Origin of the sequence: Gordonia iterans, assembly GCF_002993285.1 — a bacterium.
GTDB classification, from domain to species: Bacteria; Actinomycetota; Actinomycetes; order Mycobacteriales; family Mycobacteriaceae; genus Gordonia; species Gordonia iterans.
Genome location: NZ_CP027433.1, coordinates 412,257 through 425,193, shown reverse-complemented (window position 1 = coordinate 425,193; position 12,937 = coordinate 412,257). Strand labels below are relative to the sequence as shown.

The following is a 12,937-nucleotide window of genomic DNA, read 5'->3' as shown; positions in this document are numbered from 1 at the left end:
TGACCGGGGTGGTCAGTCGACGGTCACCAGCCAGTCGCGCACCTTCGCCGGATGATTCGTGGCGATCCACCGAACCCCCAGGTCGGCACACAGCTGCACGTCGTCCCGTTCGTCGACGGTCCAGCAGTACGTGACACGTCCGCCCGCGGCCGCGCGATCGACCAGATCGGGGTGCGCGCGCAGGGTCTGCACGGACGGACCGATCCCGGTGGCCCCGACGGCGGTCGCGGCGCCGGCGCTGATGCCGCGCAGGCTCTCACCCAGCAGAATCGTCGGCAGCATCGGGGCGCTGCGGCGTATCCGCCACACTCCCGCCGCGGAGAACGAGATCACGACGGCACGACTGTGATCGGCCGACGGCGGGGCGCCGACCCGGAACTCGCGCAGCACGTCGAGCAGCTTCTGCTCGACGAGACTGCCGTAGCGCACCGGGTGCTTCGTCTCGATGAACAGCCGTACCGGGCGATGCCAGTCCAGGGTGAGCTCCAGCAGCTCGGGCAACGTCAGCACCGTCGCCGGGCGGCCGCTGTGCCACGTGCCGAAGTCGTGTTCGCGCAACTGCGCCAGCGTCACCTCGCTCACCACGCCGGTGCCGTCGGAGACGCGCTCGATGGTCCGGTCGTGAATGCAGACCAGCTGGTGATCGGCGGTCAGCCGGACATCGCATTCCAGCCCGTCGGCGCCCTCGTGCAGCGCCGCCTCGTAGGCGGCCAGCGTGTGCTCGGCGTGGTCGGCCGACGATCCGCGGTGTGCGACGACGGCGGGCTTGCCCGATCGCGAAACCTTGCGCGTCATGCCACCACCAGCCGACGCACGACGACCTCGTCCCGGCCGAGCGCGACGGCGCGCGGCAGCCTCGGGCGCAACCAGCGGCAGAACACAGCGGACCCGACGAAGGTGACGATCGCCCACACCATCGCATCGGCGCCGGTCTGGATCGATTCAGACGGATTCGGGGGCCAGCCCACCACGATCCGGTAGATCAGCGCGATCAGCCCTGCCAGGCTCAGCAGGGCCCAGGCGACGGCGGCCCGGTCGATGATCCTGCGGGCTTGCGCCTCCCGGACGCCGCCGACGGCGTGGGCCGCCTCGTACAGCAGGTGCGGGGCGGTGACCACGTTGACGAAGGGCACCACCGCGGCGAGCACCACCCTCGCTCCGCGGCGCGGATCGGTCCGGTCCACAGTCTGATACGAGAGTCTGCGCACGGCCACGACCCAGCGCGCGAACAGCACCAGCCCGACCAGCGCCCCGAGGGCCGCGAGCACGCCGCCGATCACCGTGAGGACCGCGCTGGTCAGGTCGAGCCATGCCGGGATCGGCCAGCGACGATTGGCCACCAGCAGCAGATAGCGGAACAACTGCACCGCCGCTGCGGCGGCGAACATGGGCCACAAGTACCCCAGCCAGCGCTGGAGCGCTGCGTGCGGGTCGGAAGCAGCGCCGTCGCCGCCCTCGTTCGGACGCACGACGTCGAACAGTCCCCAGCGCGGAATCGCCGGATAGCGCGGCGTGCCCGGTCGTCGCGGACGGGACGGCGCCGGTCGCGGCGGCAGTGTGTCGGCGGGACGGTGGGCGATCCATCGCAGCGAGGGGGGCGAGGCCGCCGCGCGGGGCGACGGTCGTCGCCCCTGGTGCGGCCGTTGTCGCGGAGAGCCCTGTCGGGGAGAGCCCTGTTGCGGAGAGCCCTGGTGGGGAGGGCGCTGCTGCGGGTGCTGCGGTCGCGGTGGCCCGGCTTGCGGAGCGTGAGCCGGGCGCACGGCAGTCCGCGGAGGCGGGTTCTGCCGCGATGCCCCCGCTTGCCCGGACCCGGGCACCGGAGGTGTTTCGCCGGCCGGGCGGCGGGTGGCCTGGTCAATGACCACCAGGTCGGCCCCGCAGCGCGGGCACCGCGTGCGCCCAGCCCGATGCTCGGCCTGGATGCGGCACGAGAGGCAGACGTCGAGCCTCAACTCGACTGCCCCGATCCGGTCTCCACCGGCTTTCCGGCGGCCTGCCACGCGACCATGCCACCGCTCACCACCGTGCCGTCGACCCCGCGCATCGCCAGGTACTGCATCAGCCGGAACGAGCGGCCGCTGGTGCGGCAGATCACCAGGAGTTCGCAGTCCTGGTCGATCTCCTCGAAACGAGCCGGCACGTCGCCCAGCGGGATGTGCAGGGCGCCGCGGACGTGCCCCTCGTCCCACTCGTCGTCCTCGCGGACATCCAGCAGCACGCGATCGGCGACATCGGTGAAGTCGTCGGGGAGACCGGCGACGTCGACCTGCTCGATGTCCATACTCACGCGCTCCATGTTTCCACAGACTGCGTGTCCGGGGGGTGCGGTGGCCACCGCGATCGCGAGCGGAATCGGCCGCCCCGGACCCACGGTCGTGCGTTTCGGCCGACGGAGACCCGCGACTCGCGGCGCTACCACACTTTTTTGCGCCGGCACTCCGAGAACCCCCCGTATCCGACACCGAAAGTTGTCCACAGCCGACCCTCGCCCGGGTTTCCCACAGGCTCTCGATCTCTCCCCATGTCCTGTGGACAGTTCTGTGGATTTGTGGATTACTCCGAGGTCGGATCCGAAAATGTGACGTGAGCCTCATATTTTCGGGGGTTTTCCGGGCTTCCAGCTGCGTTCCGTCACCTTGAGTTTTCGTCGCGACAGCTGTCGTTTCCCCGCTCGCCCATGTGGACAACGTGTGCATAACACGCGGCACGACACTCTCAAGTCGAGGTTCGGAGTTGCGGGTGTCGGGCCGGCCGGAACCCCCTCTCCAGGGGACGCGATCACCCCCGCGGGCGATTCAGCCGGCGACGAACTCGGCGAGCCTCGCCGCCTCCGCGTCGACCGCCGAACGCTCGGCCGGCGAGAGGGACACCAATTCGGTCAGCTCGACCCCGCTCGCGGCCGGCTTCCAGGTTCCCGCGAGCCGGCCGTCGACGAGGACGAAGCCCGGGGAGCGCCCGTTCCGGGTCACCGTCGCGGCATACACGTCGTGATCGGCCAACGCCGCCCGGTCGGCGTTGGCGACCAGCACTCCGTCGTACGGAGCCAGCAGACGCACCGGCGCCGGCTCGTCACCGGAGGCGACCGGCAACCCCTCCAGGTCGTACAACCGTTGACCGTTCGGTCCGACGATCTCTGTCAGTTCCCAATCCGCTTCCATCGCAGCCATCACCTCGCCCATGCCGGTCAGACCCGACCACCTCGAGACCGCGGCCGCCGACGCAGGGCCGAAGCCCCGCAGATACAGCCTGATCAGATCCTTTCGGGCCTCCTCGCCGGTCACCGCGGGCTCCCCCGGTTCGATCCACTGGTCGAGCAGCCGGTACGCCGGAGCGCCGCATCGCCGCCACAGCCCGCGCGGCGGGACCTGCACCAGCGGCAGTCTCGCCCGCACCACCGCGGTCAGCGCCTCCGTCGGCGCGTCCGGCCAGGAGTCGGTCAGCGCCTCCCGGATCCGGGCACCGGCGATCGGGGAGTCGTCGTCGAACAGCGCCGCCGCACACGCCACCACCTCGCCGAGATCGACGCCCGCCAGCCTCGGGAGAGGGTTCCCGCGCAGCCCGGCCTCCAGCGCCGGCTGCACGGCGGCACGTATCCAGCGAGCGTCGAGGCCGTCCATCAGGAACACGGTGCCGCGCAGCAGGGCCATGCGCACTACCTCGCGTTCGACGAGGAGGGCGTCGAGTTCGGCCGGATCGAACCCCTCGATCCGCGACCACAGGGCGAAGAACGCGGCCTGTGGGTCCTGGGACTGGACCCCGACGCATCGGTCGATCACCTCGACGGCGTCCTCGTCGACCCGCTCCAGCAGGTGCTGCCGCTGCAGCAGCGTCCGGTTCCACTGCTGTGCCGTGAGCTTCATCGCCCGGGGAATCAGCCGTCAGCCGGGAAGGACAGTCCGGTCGACACGTGACACCGGTAGCCGTGCGGATTCTTGTGCAGATACTGCTGGTGGTACGGCTCGGCGTAGTAGAACCAGCCGTTTCCGGCTTCGCTGAGCTCACTGATCTCGGTGGTCACCGGGCCGTAACCCGCCTCGGCGAGCACGGGCTCGAAGCGGGCCGCCGCGGCAGCCGCCGCTTCGGTGTCGGCGGGGTCGAAGGTGTAGACCGCCGACCGGTACTGAGTGCCGATGTCGTTGCCCTGCCGCATCTCCTGCGTGGGATCGTGCGCAGTGAAGAACGTCGCCAGCAGTTCTGCCAACGTCACCCGGCGCGGATCGAAGACCACCAGGGTCACCTCGGCGTGCCCCGTCTTGGCGGTGCACACTTCCTCGTAGGTCGGGTTCGGCGTATAGCCGCCCGCATACCCGGCGGCGGTCGAGTGGACCCCGGGCACCTGCCAGAAGATCTCTTCGACGCCCCAGAAGCAGCCGCCGCCCAGGATCACCGCGTGCAGCGGTGCATCCCACTCGCCGATCCCGCCGTTGCCGTAGCTCCCGTCCGCCTCCGGTTCACCGCGCAGCGGAGTCCCGAGCACCTCGTGCCGTTCCGGCACCGGCAGCGACTCGGCGCGCCCGGGCAGCGCATCGGCGGGGTCCACCATCACCCGCTTGACGTCGGAGGCGGCCAGGATCCGGTCGTAGAGGCTCATGCGACCAGCGTACGACGATCCCGCCGAACCCCGCCTGCGGCGCAGAGGGCACTTGACCCGTAGCATGTACGCGATACGCTCAGATGTGGCAGAGCTCACTCTGGGACACTCTAAGAGAGGGAGTCCACCATGCCTGCACGGGCGACCGTGACACGCGCGGCCCACATCACCCGACGGTCCGAGTCGTGGCCCGTCTACAACGTCCGGGCCCAGTGCGTCGGCATCGCCGCGAGCATCGTCGCGATCATCGTCGCGATCGTGCTGGTGTTCCTGCTCTGAGCACCTCTCGTTCCGGGCATCCGCCCCTCGGAACCCGTCCGGCGGCGACGGGAGACGCCCGCCCGCCCTTGCGCAGCGTCCCCGGGTGGGGAAGGGTAGAAATTGGACCTAGTACGAAGAACAACACCGCCATAGAGAGGACGACGACGTGGCCGTCTACACCCTGCCCGATCTCGATTACGACTACGGGGCCCTGGAGCCGCACATCTCCGGCAAGATCATGGAGCTCCACCACGACAAGCACCACGCGACCTACGTGGCCGGCGCCAACACCGCACTGGAGAAGCTCGAGGAGGCCCGCGAGGCCGGCGACATCCAGGGCAAGGTCTACGGCCTGTCGGCCAACCTCGCCTTCCACCTCGGTGGTCACACCAACCACTCGATCTTCTGGAAGAACCTCTCGCCCAACGGCGGCGGCGAGCCCGCAGGCGATCTGAAGGACGCGATCGACCGCGACTTCGGCGGCTTCGACAAGTTCAAGGCGCACTTCACCGCGGCAGCCACCACCCTGCAGGGCAGCGGCTGGGCGATCCTCGGCTACGACACCATCGGCAAGCGCCTGGTGATCGAGCAGCTGACCGACCAGAGCGGCAACACCTCCGCGGCGCTGATCCCGGTCGTCATGCTCGACATGTGGGAGCACGCCTTCTACCTCGACTACCAGAACGTCAAGCCGGACTACGTCAAGGCCTGGTGGAACGTCGTCAACTGGGAAGACGCCGCCGAGCGTTACGCCAGGGCAACGGCAGCGGACGGCCTGATCGTCCCCTGACCGATCCTCGTTTCGGGCAGCCCTCGCTGATCGAGCAGGCACCTCGCTGATCGAGCGGAGTCGAGATCTCACCTCATCAGGGTCGAGTTCCCGACTCCGCTCGACGTCGTTCGGGGCGTTGATCGTCGCGGCGGCGCCGCAGCCGCGCCGTGACGATCCCGCGCTGCGGCGCGAACAGGTACACCAGCGCGAACACGCTCCCCTGGACCAGCACGATCATGCCGCCCGGTGCGGTGTCCCAGTAGTACGAGACGTACAGCCCGACCACCCCGCACCCCGCCGAGAAGGCCGGCGCGATCACGAGCATCAACGGGAAGCGGTCGGTCAGCAGGTACGCCGTGGCACCGGGGATGATCAGCATGGCGACCACCAGCACCACCCCGACCACCTGCAGCGCGGTGACCGCGGTGAGCGCCAGCAGGGTCAGCAGCAGCGCGCCGAGCAGTCGCGGATTGAGTCCGATCGCGTACGCGTGGGTCGGATCGAACGCGTACAGCGTCAGGTCCCGGCGTTTGACCAGCACGACGACGGCGACCACCGCACCGAGCACCGCGATCTGGAGCAGATCCGAGCGCGACACGCCGAGCAGATTGCCGAAGACGATGTGGTTCAGATCGGTCTGGCTGGGAGTCACCGAGATCAGCACCAAGCCGAGCGCGAACAGCGTGGTGAACACGATGCCGATGGCCGCGTCCTCTTTGACCCGGCCGCCGTCGCGAACGACCCCGATCAGCGCCACCGCGAGCAACCCGAATATCACGGCGCCCACGGCGAACGGCCAGTCCAGTAGGTAGGCCAGCACCACGCCGGGCAACACGGCGTGCGAGACGGCGTCGCCCATCAGCGACCAGCCGATCAGCACCAGCCAGCACGAGAGCAGCGCGCACACCGCGGAAGCGATCAGCGTCGCCCACAACGCGCGCGTCATGAACCCGTAGCTGAACGGGTCGAGAAGCACTTCGCCGATCACCGCCATCAGACGTCCCGGTCCGTCACGAGCGGATCGATCCCGAAGGCGCGGATCAGGTTCTCGGTGGTGATGACCTCGTCCGGCGGTCCCTGCGCGATGACATGCCGCTGCAGCAGGACCGCCTCGTCGGCGAGCCGGGGCAGCGCCTGCAGGTCGTGCGTCGACACCAGCACCGTCGCACCGGCGTTCGCCCGTTCGACGAGCACCTCGGTGATGGTGGCCTCGGTCCGCTTGTCGACCCCCGCGAAGGGTTCGTCGAGCAGCAGGATCGACGCCCCCTGCGCGAGCCCGCGGGCGACGAACGCCCGCTTTCGCTGTCCACCTGACAGGCTGCCGATCTGGCGGTCCCGGAGCTCGGTGAGCTCGACGCGCTCGAGCGCCTCCTCCACCGCCGCCCGATCCTCGCGTTGCGCGCGCCGGGCGAAGCCCATCCGGCCGTAGCGCCCGGTCATCACGACGTCGCGCACCGAGATCGGGAACGACCAGTCGATCGCCTCCGACTGCGGGACGTAACTGACGTCACCGGTCTTGCGCGCCCGCGCGGGCGGTGCCCCCAAGACGCTGACGCGGCCGCTCGACGGCGCGACCAGACCCATGATGGTCTTGAAGAGCGTGGACTTCCCCGACCCGTTCATGCCGATCAGACCGCACACCCGCCCGGCGTACAACTGCAGCGATGCGTGGGTGAGCGCCGGAGCCCGTCCGTAGCGCACGGTGACGTCGTCGACGTCCACGGTCGGCGCGGTCACGACCGCCCTCCGGTGAGTCCGCCGGCGATGGTCCGGGCGTCGTGCCGGATCAGATCGAGGTAGGTCGGGACCGGACCGCCCTCGTCGGAGAGCGAGTCGACGTACAGGGTCCCGCCGAACGCGGAGCCGGTGGCCTCGACCACCTGCCGCATGGCCTTGTCCGAGACGGTCGACTCGCAGAACACCGCGGGCACCCGATTCTCCTGGACGAAGCCGATGGTGCCGGCCACCTGTTGCGGTGTGGCCTGTTGTTCGGCGTTCACCGGCCAGATGTAGCGTTCGGTGAGGCCCGTGTCACGCGCGAGGTACGAGAACGCGCCCTCACAGGTCACCAGCGCCCGCTGGTCGGGCGGCAGCACCGAGAGCGACTCGATCAACTCACCGTGCACCTCGCCGAGCTGCTTCTTGTACGCCGCCCCGTTGGCGCGGTACTGCTGCGCACCGTCCGGATCGAGATCGCTGAACGCGGCCACGAGGTTGTCCACGTAGATCTCGGCGTTCAGGGGGCTCATCCACGCGTGGGGATTCGGTTTGCCGGCGTACGCGTCCGACGTGATGTCGATCGGCTCGACGCCCTCGCTCACCACGACCCGGGGAACGTCGAGGTCGCTGACGAACTGCGCGAACCACGCCTCCAGATTCAGGCCGTTGTTCACGATCAGTTCCGCCTTCGCCGCCCGGCGCATGTCCGCGGGCGTCGGCTCGTAGCCGTGCACCTCCGCTCCGGGCTTGGTCAGCGACTCCACGTTCAACCGGTCCCCCGCGACGTTCTGGGCGATGTCGGCGAGGACGGTGAAGGTGGTCAGCACCACGGGTCGGCCGTCGTCGGCGGTGCCGAGCGAGCACCCGGTCAGCGCCAGCAGCAGCGCGAGGATCACGGCGACACCGCGACGACGTGCGGACGCGTGCGGTGCCACTCGCCAGCTGAGCGAGCCGCCACCCGGATTGAGGTCCGGCTCCGACCGACGGTTGAGCGAGCGCAGCGAGTCTAAACCCGGGGTCACACGTTCATGGGGCATGCCAATATTTATAGTTCGGCCTACCGAACTTTGCAATTCCGGCGACCGAGAACACCGGACGACGGCGGGGGATGCGGGCCAAGAATCCAGTGACACCCGGCCCGGACAATCCATCGAATCTGCGACAGACAGGCCGCAGATCCCGCCCTTACGATGACCGCGGTCTGACCGCAAAACACAGGAGGAACCGTACGATGACCCAATCCCGCGCCCGTTTGATCGGCACTGCCGCCGCCGCTGCCGCGGCGGGGTCGATGCTGTTGATCCCCGCCGTCGCCCACGCCGACGGCACCAAGGATCCGCGCTACAGCCACCCGCCGAAGAAGTCCCAGCCCGACGAGGACGGCGCCGCACCGATCAACGACCGGCGCGCTCCGGTGAAGCAGTGCGGCCAGCGTTCGCAGAGCGGCGGCTACAACGATGACCCGTCGTACTACCCGTACCAGCTCGCACCCGGCACCACCTCGATCGATCTCGACTACGACACCATCAATATCCCCGACAAGTTCGACGTCCTCCTTCCCAATGGGCGGGTGCTCGAGTCGACGGGTTGGCGCGGCTCAGAGAGCGCCAACTCGAACAACCACCCTCTCCGGGGACCGGGCGACGGTGTGCTGAAGGTCGATCTGCCTGCGAACACGTCCAGGGTCGAGATCAGGGTGACGACCGACATCAGCGGAACCGCGTGGAACTTCACCGTCGGATGCGTGAGGTGAGCTTGCCGCACTGAGGCCAGCAGCCCAGGCTGCCCTGCTGCCGCCGCCAGGATCACTCCGCGCGGCGGCAGCATGTCGTACGCCTCTACAGCACGACCGTCAACGTGATCGCCGCGGCGCAGGCTGCGAGCACCAGGCCCAGCGCCACCGCGTCGGCCTTGCCGGGACGCGACTGGTATGCGGTCAGTCGCCCGGTGCCCCCGCGAGCGGTGATCGCCTCGCCCATCTCCGCGGCCCGGCGCATGGCCGAGCTCATCGCGGCGACGATGATGTCGATGATGCCCATCTCCGCCGACGGGTGGCCCGAGTTGGCCGCCGAGGACGGGCGCAACCGATACGAGGCGCGCAACATCCGCATCTCCTCCATCAACAGGGGCAACCCGCGCAGGGACAGCGCGATGCACACGGCCCATTCGTCCACCGGCAGCCGCAGCAGCTTCAGCGGCGTCATCAACCGAGCGATCGCGGGCGCGATCTCAGCCATCGGGGTGGTCCAGATGACCATGATGCTCATCGCCAGCACGATCAGGCCCAGCGCCGTACCGCGCATGAAGACCAGCACGCCCGACCCGCCGGAGGAGATCGCGGTGATGCCCGCGCCGGCCACGATCAGTGCCCAGAACCACCAGGGCGGCCGCGGGATGGCGCCGAGCGGAATCCCGGCCACCAGTGCGAATACCAGCACGCACAGAGCGACGAACCCCAGGCTCGGGTAGGACGGGAGCACCCAGGTCATCACCCCGAGGATCAGCACGATCAGGAGCTTGGTTCCGGCCCACAACCGGTGAACCGGAGAGTCGCCGGGCAGCTGCCGCAACGGCGGAGTGCGCATCGTCATCGTCGTGCCTCCAGAACCCCGTCGTTCAATTCCACGCGCCGGTTGCAGACGCGGTCGAGTGCCTCCAGGTCGTGCGAGATGATGATGATCGTGATCCCGCCCCGGCGCAGTCCGGCGAGCACGTCGAGCACCTCTTCGCGGGCTGCCGGGTCCAGTCCGGCGAGCGGCTCGTCGAGCACCAGCACGTCCGGCTCGGACGCCACCAGAGACGCCAGCACCACGCGGCGCATCTGACCGCCGGACAGCGAGTCGACGCGACGAGCCGCGATCTCCCGGGGCAGTGCGACCAGATCCAGCACCCGGCCCACTTCGGTGGTGGTCACCGACTCCCCGCCGACCGCCATGATCTCGTCGCCGACCGTGGTCTTCTGCAGTTGCAGCCGCGCGTGCTGAAAGCCCAGCCCGACGCTGCCGACCTGGCTGCTCATCGGCTCGCCGTGCAGGAGCACCTCACCGCGGCTCGGGACGATCAGCCCGGCGATGATCCACGCCAGGGTGGTCTTCCCAGACCCGTTGCCGCCCACGATCAGCACCCCGTCGCCCTTGTTGACCCGGAGATCGACGTCGTGCAGGGCCGTGACCTCCCACGGCGAACCGGCCAGGTAGGTGTGCGAGACCTGATCCACCACCAGAAGCGGGTCTGCGGCGTCGTGCGCAGCGGGTAACAGTGGGGTGTGCTCCTCGGGCCGCATCCACTCCGGATGATGCTCGACGATCCGGCCGCCTTCCAGGTGGATCACCCGGTCGGCGGCGCGCGCCTCGACGCCGCGGTGGGTGATCAGCACGACGGTGATGCCCCGGGTCCGCGGGAGCCGGGCGAGGATCTCGATCAGCTCGTGCCGGCCGGCCGGATCGACCATCGAGGTGACCTCGTCGGCGATCAGCAGCTTGGGCGCGCGCGCCAGGGCGGCGGCCACCGCCAGGCGCTGTTGCTGGCCGCCGGACAGGTCGGAGGTCTCGCGCTCGCCCAGACCCGCCAGCCCCACCTCGGCCAGCAGGGCGTCGACGTCGACGACCTGATCCTCGGGCAGGCCCCACACCAGGTCGTCGGCGACGCGCGATCCGAGCATCTGCGCCTCGGGGCGTTGCAGCACCATGGCGGTGCCGCCGCGCTTGCCCAGGCCCGGATCGCCGGGGCGGTCCACGATCCCGATGGTCGCCGGCGTGCCCGCCAGCAGCTTGGCGAGCGTCGACTTGCCCGAGCCGTTGGCTCCGACGACGGCCACGAACTCGCCCTGTATCAGTGCGAAATCGATGCCGTGCAGAACGTCGGCCTCGGTGCCCGGATAGCGGAATCCGACTCCAGCCATGCGCATCGGCAGCGGATCGACGGTCTCGGTCACGGTGAGGTCGGCCGACGAGTCGAGCGTGTCCTGCATCCTGATGTGGGCGAGCCGGTTCACCACACCGCCGAGGATCCACCAGGCGACCAGCAGCGAGAGGAACGAGCCGACCGCACCCGAAGCCCACAGCCAGATCCACCAGTAGTCCACGATGTTGCGGGCCAGTCCCTCGAACCAGCGCTCCACGCCGTCCAGGTCGGCGCCGAACACGCCGCCGGCCCTGGCCACCACGGTGCCCAGGCCCTTGATCAGGTTCTCCAACACGGTCAGCGCGAGCTCGCGCAGCGGAACCAGCACCCAGAGGATCAGCACCGACACCGAGGCGAGCAGCGGTGCGACGATCAGCGAGAGCAGCGTCATCACCACGGTGCCGCCGCCGCGGCGCTTGACCTCCCCGACCACCCCGCCGACGACGGCGGAGGCGAGCACGCCGAGCGCGGCGCCCAGGCCGGCCATCGCGAAGGTCACCGCGGTGGAGGTGGCCGAGGCGGCGATCGTCGCCCGCAGCCGGGTGCGGGCGGCGACCAGGGCGATCGGCACGGGCGCCAGGAGCCCGGCAGCGCTCGCCAGCGGGATCACCGCCGCCACCACCACGGCGACCACGGTCAGGCCGGACAGGATGGCCACGATCGCGATCTCGAGCGGGCGCAGCGGGCCGACGATCGGGCGCGCTTGCGTGTCGAGGGTATGGGGCGTCACGGTGCCATTGTGCCTGGTGCGTGCACGTGCCCGCGAAACCCGGCCCACCGGCGGTGATCGGAGCCGCGCCTTCGCCGAGGCTCCCCCACACTGGAGCATCAGGGTCCCCGAACTTGCTTGTCCGGGCCTCCTACCTGCGAAAATAAGGACAGTCCAGCTGTTGCGAGAACCGCCCGGCGGTCATAACGTGACCCGCATGATCGCGGCACTCCTCCTCGGCTTCGGCGTCATCTTCGTCGCCGAACTCGGCGACAAGTCGCAACTGATGGCGCTCACCTACGCCCTGCGCTACCGCTGGTGGGTGGTGCTCGGTGCGATCCTGGCCGCGACCACGCTGGTGCACGCGCTCTCGGTGTTCTTCGGCCACTTCCTCGGCATGTCGATTCCGTCCCACCTGATGTCGATCGCGGGCGGCCTGGCCATGCTCGCGTTCGCGCTGTGGACGTTGCGCGGCGACGAGTTGTCCGACGGCGAATCCGCGAAGGCCGCGCGCGTCGGAGGCTCGGTCTTCCTGGCGGTGATGAGCGCGTTCATGCTCGCCGAGCTGGGCGACAAGACGATGTTCGCGACCATCACCCTGGCCACCGACAACGATTGGCTCGGCATCTGGATCGGGTCGACCCTCGGCATGGTCGCCGCGGACGCCGTCGCCATCGCCGTCGGCCGCGTGCTCGGCAAGCACCTGCCCGAGCGGACCGTCGCCCTGTTCGCCGCCGCGCTGTTCCTCGGCTTCGCCGTCTGGCTGCTCACCGAAGGCCTGCTGGGCGCCGGGAGCGCGGCGAGCGGGCCGGAGGGAGGCGGCACGAGCCTCCCGCTGGTCGTCGGCACCGTCGCCGCGGTGATCGTCCTGCTGTCGATCGGCACGGTGGTGATCACCAGGACCTGGCGCCGGCGGGCCCGCGAAGCCGCGGACTCGGCCCGCCACTCCGCTGAGCGGGCCGACGTCCCCTCCTGAAGCGCA

14 protein-coding genes are annotated in these 12,937 nt (G+C 69.6%); 4 read left to right on the top strand and 10 right to left on the bottom strand.

From position 1 onward, the window contains the following. Positions 1 to 12: 12 nt before the first annotated feature. The 5 genes from C6V83_RS01910 to msrA all read right to left on the bottom strand — a co-directional run bounded on the left by C6V83_RS01910 (position 13) and on the right by msrA (position 4,591). Positions 13 to 795, bottom strand: a complete 783-nt coding sequence (locus tag C6V83_RS01910) for a glycerophosphodiester phosphodiesterase family protein (protein ID WP_105940974.1) — start codon at positions 793 to 795, stop codon at positions 13 to 15. After that, positions 792 to 1,469, bottom strand: a complete 678-nt coding sequence (locus C6V83_RS01905; protein WP_105940973.1) for a DUF4328 domain-containing protein — start codon at positions 1,467 to 1,469, stop codon at positions 792 to 794. Before C6V83_RS01905 ends, C6V83_RS01910 begins: the two co-directional genes overlap by 4 nt. Before the next feature lie 479 nt (positions 1,470 to 1,948). After that, a complete protein-coding gene (locus C6V83_RS01900; protein WP_407646222.1) occupies positions 1,949 to 2,296 on the bottom strand; it encodes a rhodanese-like domain-containing protein in 348 nt (115 codons plus the stop codon). A gap of 499 nt (positions 2,297 to 2,795) precedes the next feature. Beyond that, a complete protein-coding gene (locus C6V83_RS01895; protein ID WP_105940971.1) occupies positions 2,796 to 3,860 on the bottom strand; it encodes a winged helix DNA-binding domain-containing protein in 1,065 nt (354 codons plus the stop codon). An 11-nt stretch (positions 3,861 to 3,871) separates the two neighbouring features. Continuing rightward, positions 3,872 to 4,591 carry a peptide-methionine (S)-S-oxide reductase MsrA gene (gene msrA / locus C6V83_RS01890; RefSeq protein ID WP_105940970.1) on the bottom strand — a complete coding sequence of 240 codons (720 nt, stop codon included), beginning with the start codon at positions 4,589 to 4,591 and terminating at the stop codon, positions 3,872 to 3,874. 129 nt (positions 4,592 to 4,720) lie between these two features. Here msrA and C6V83_RS18230 point away from each other — a divergent pair, with 129 nt between their 5' ends. Further along, positions 4,721 to 4,870 carry a hypothetical protein gene (locus tag C6V83_RS18230; RefSeq protein ID WP_159067423.1) on the top strand — a complete coding sequence of 50 codons (150 nt, stop codon included), beginning with the start codon at positions 4,721 to 4,723 and terminating at the stop codon, positions 4,868 to 4,870. A gap of 148 nt (positions 4,871 to 5,018) precedes the next feature. Further along, entirely contained in the window at positions 5,019 to 5,642 is a 624-nt protein-coding gene (locus C6V83_RS01885; RefSeq protein WP_105940969.1) for a superoxide dismutase, read from the top strand. A 76-nt stretch (positions 5,643 to 5,718) separates the two neighbouring features. Here the strand turns inward: C6V83_RS01885 and C6V83_RS01880 are convergent, their stop codons facing one another. Genes C6V83_RS01880 through C6V83_RS01870 form a run of 3 tightly spaced genes read right to left on the bottom strand, consistent with a single transcriptional unit; the run spans position 5,719 to position 8,380 of the window. Next, positions 5,719 to 6,618: a metal ABC transporter permease gene (locus C6V83_RS01880; RefSeq protein WP_105940968.1), complete on the bottom strand. Its 900-nt coding sequence runs from the start codon at positions 6,616 to 6,618 to the stop codon at positions 5,719 to 5,721. Further along, the gene (locus C6V83_RS01875) at positions 6,618 to 7,361 is read right to left on the bottom strand and encodes a metal ABC transporter ATP-binding protein (protein WP_105940967.1); all 744 of its coding nucleotides are present in this window, start codon (positions 7,359 to 7,361) and stop codon (positions 6,618 to 6,620) included. Before C6V83_RS01875 ends, C6V83_RS01880 begins: the two co-directional genes overlap by 1 nt. Continuing rightward, a complete protein-coding gene (locus tag C6V83_RS01870; protein ID WP_105940966.1) occupies positions 7,358 to 8,380 on the bottom strand; it encodes a metal ABC transporter substrate-binding protein in 1,023 nt (340 codons plus the stop codon). Before C6V83_RS01870 ends, C6V83_RS01875 begins: the two co-directional genes overlap by 4 nt. A gap of 194 nt (positions 8,381 to 8,574) precedes the next feature. On the opposite strand from C6V83_RS01870, the gene C6V83_RS01865 reads away from it, so the two are divergent. Further along, the gene (locus C6V83_RS01865; protein WP_105940965.1) at positions 8,575 to 9,096 is read left to right on the top strand and encodes a hypothetical protein; all 522 of its coding nucleotides are present in this window, start codon (positions 8,575 to 8,577) and stop codon (positions 9,094 to 9,096) included. A gap of 85 nt (positions 9,097 to 9,181) precedes the next feature. On the opposite strand, the gene C6V83_RS01860 is transcribed toward C6V83_RS01865, so the two are convergent. Further along, positions 9,182 to 9,934 (bottom strand): energy-coupling factor transporter transmembrane component T family protein, encoded by a 753-nt coding sequence (locus C6V83_RS01860; protein ID WP_105940964.1) that lies wholly within the window; start codon positions 9,932 to 9,934, stop codon positions 9,182 to 9,184. Further along, positions 9,931 to 11,976, bottom strand: coding sequence for an ATP-binding cassette domain-containing protein (locus C6V83_RS01855; RefSeq protein ID WP_234353816.1), 2,046 nt, complete (start codon positions 11,974 to 11,976; stop codon positions 9,931 to 9,933). Before C6V83_RS01855 ends, C6V83_RS01860 begins: the two co-directional genes overlap by 4 nt. A gap of 196 nt (positions 11,977 to 12,172) precedes the next feature. Between C6V83_RS01855 and C6V83_RS01850 the strand changes: the two genes are divergently transcribed. After that, on the top strand, positions 12,173 to 12,931 hold the full coding sequence (locus tag C6V83_RS01850) for a TMEM165/GDT1 family protein (RefSeq protein WP_105940962.1): 759 nt from the start codon (positions 12,173 to 12,175) through the stop codon (positions 12,929 to 12,931). Positions 12,932 to 12,937 lie beyond the last annotated feature (6 nt).

Bases quoted from the DNA above. Each gene is read 5' to 3' on its own strand.
- C6V83_RS01910 (WP_105940974.1), bottom strand. From the start codon at position 795: ATGACGCGCAAGGTTTCGCGATCGGGCAAGCCCGCCGTCGTCGCACAC.
- C6V83_RS01900 (WP_407646222.1), bottom strand. From the start codon at position 2,296: ATGGAGCGCGTGAGTATGGACATCGAGCAGGTCGACGTCGCCGGTCTC.
- C6V83_RS01895 (WP_105940971.1), bottom strand. From the start codon at position 3,860: ATGAAGCTCACGGCACAGCAGTGGAACCGGACGCTGCTGCAGCGGCAG.
- msrA (WP_105940970.1), bottom strand. From the start codon at position 4,591: ATGAGCCTCTACGACCGGATCCTGGCCGCCTCCGACGTCAAGCGGGTG.
- C6V83_RS18230 (WP_159067423.1), top strand. From the start codon at position 4,721: ATGCCTGCACGGGCGACCGTGACACGCGCGGCCCACATCACCCGACGG.
- C6V83_RS01880 (WP_105940968.1), bottom strand. From the start codon at position 6,618: ATGGCGGTGATCGGCGAAGTGCTTCTCGACCCGTTCAGCTACGGGTTC.
- C6V83_RS01870 (WP_105940966.1), bottom strand. From the start codon at position 8,380: ATGCCCCATGAACGTGTGACCCCGGGTTTAGACTCGCTGCGCTCGCTC.
- C6V83_RS01865 (WP_105940965.1), top strand. From the start codon at position 8,575: ATGACCCAATCCCGCGCCCGTTTGATCGGCACTGCCGCCGCCGCTGCC.
- C6V83_RS01860 (WP_105940964.1), bottom strand. From the start codon at position 9,934: ATGACGATGCGCACTCCGCCGTTGCGGCAGCTGCCCGGCGACTCTCCG.
- C6V83_RS01850 (WP_105940962.1), top strand. From the start codon at position 12,173: ATGATCGCGGCACTCCTCCTCGGCTTCGGCGTCATCTTCGTCGCCGAA.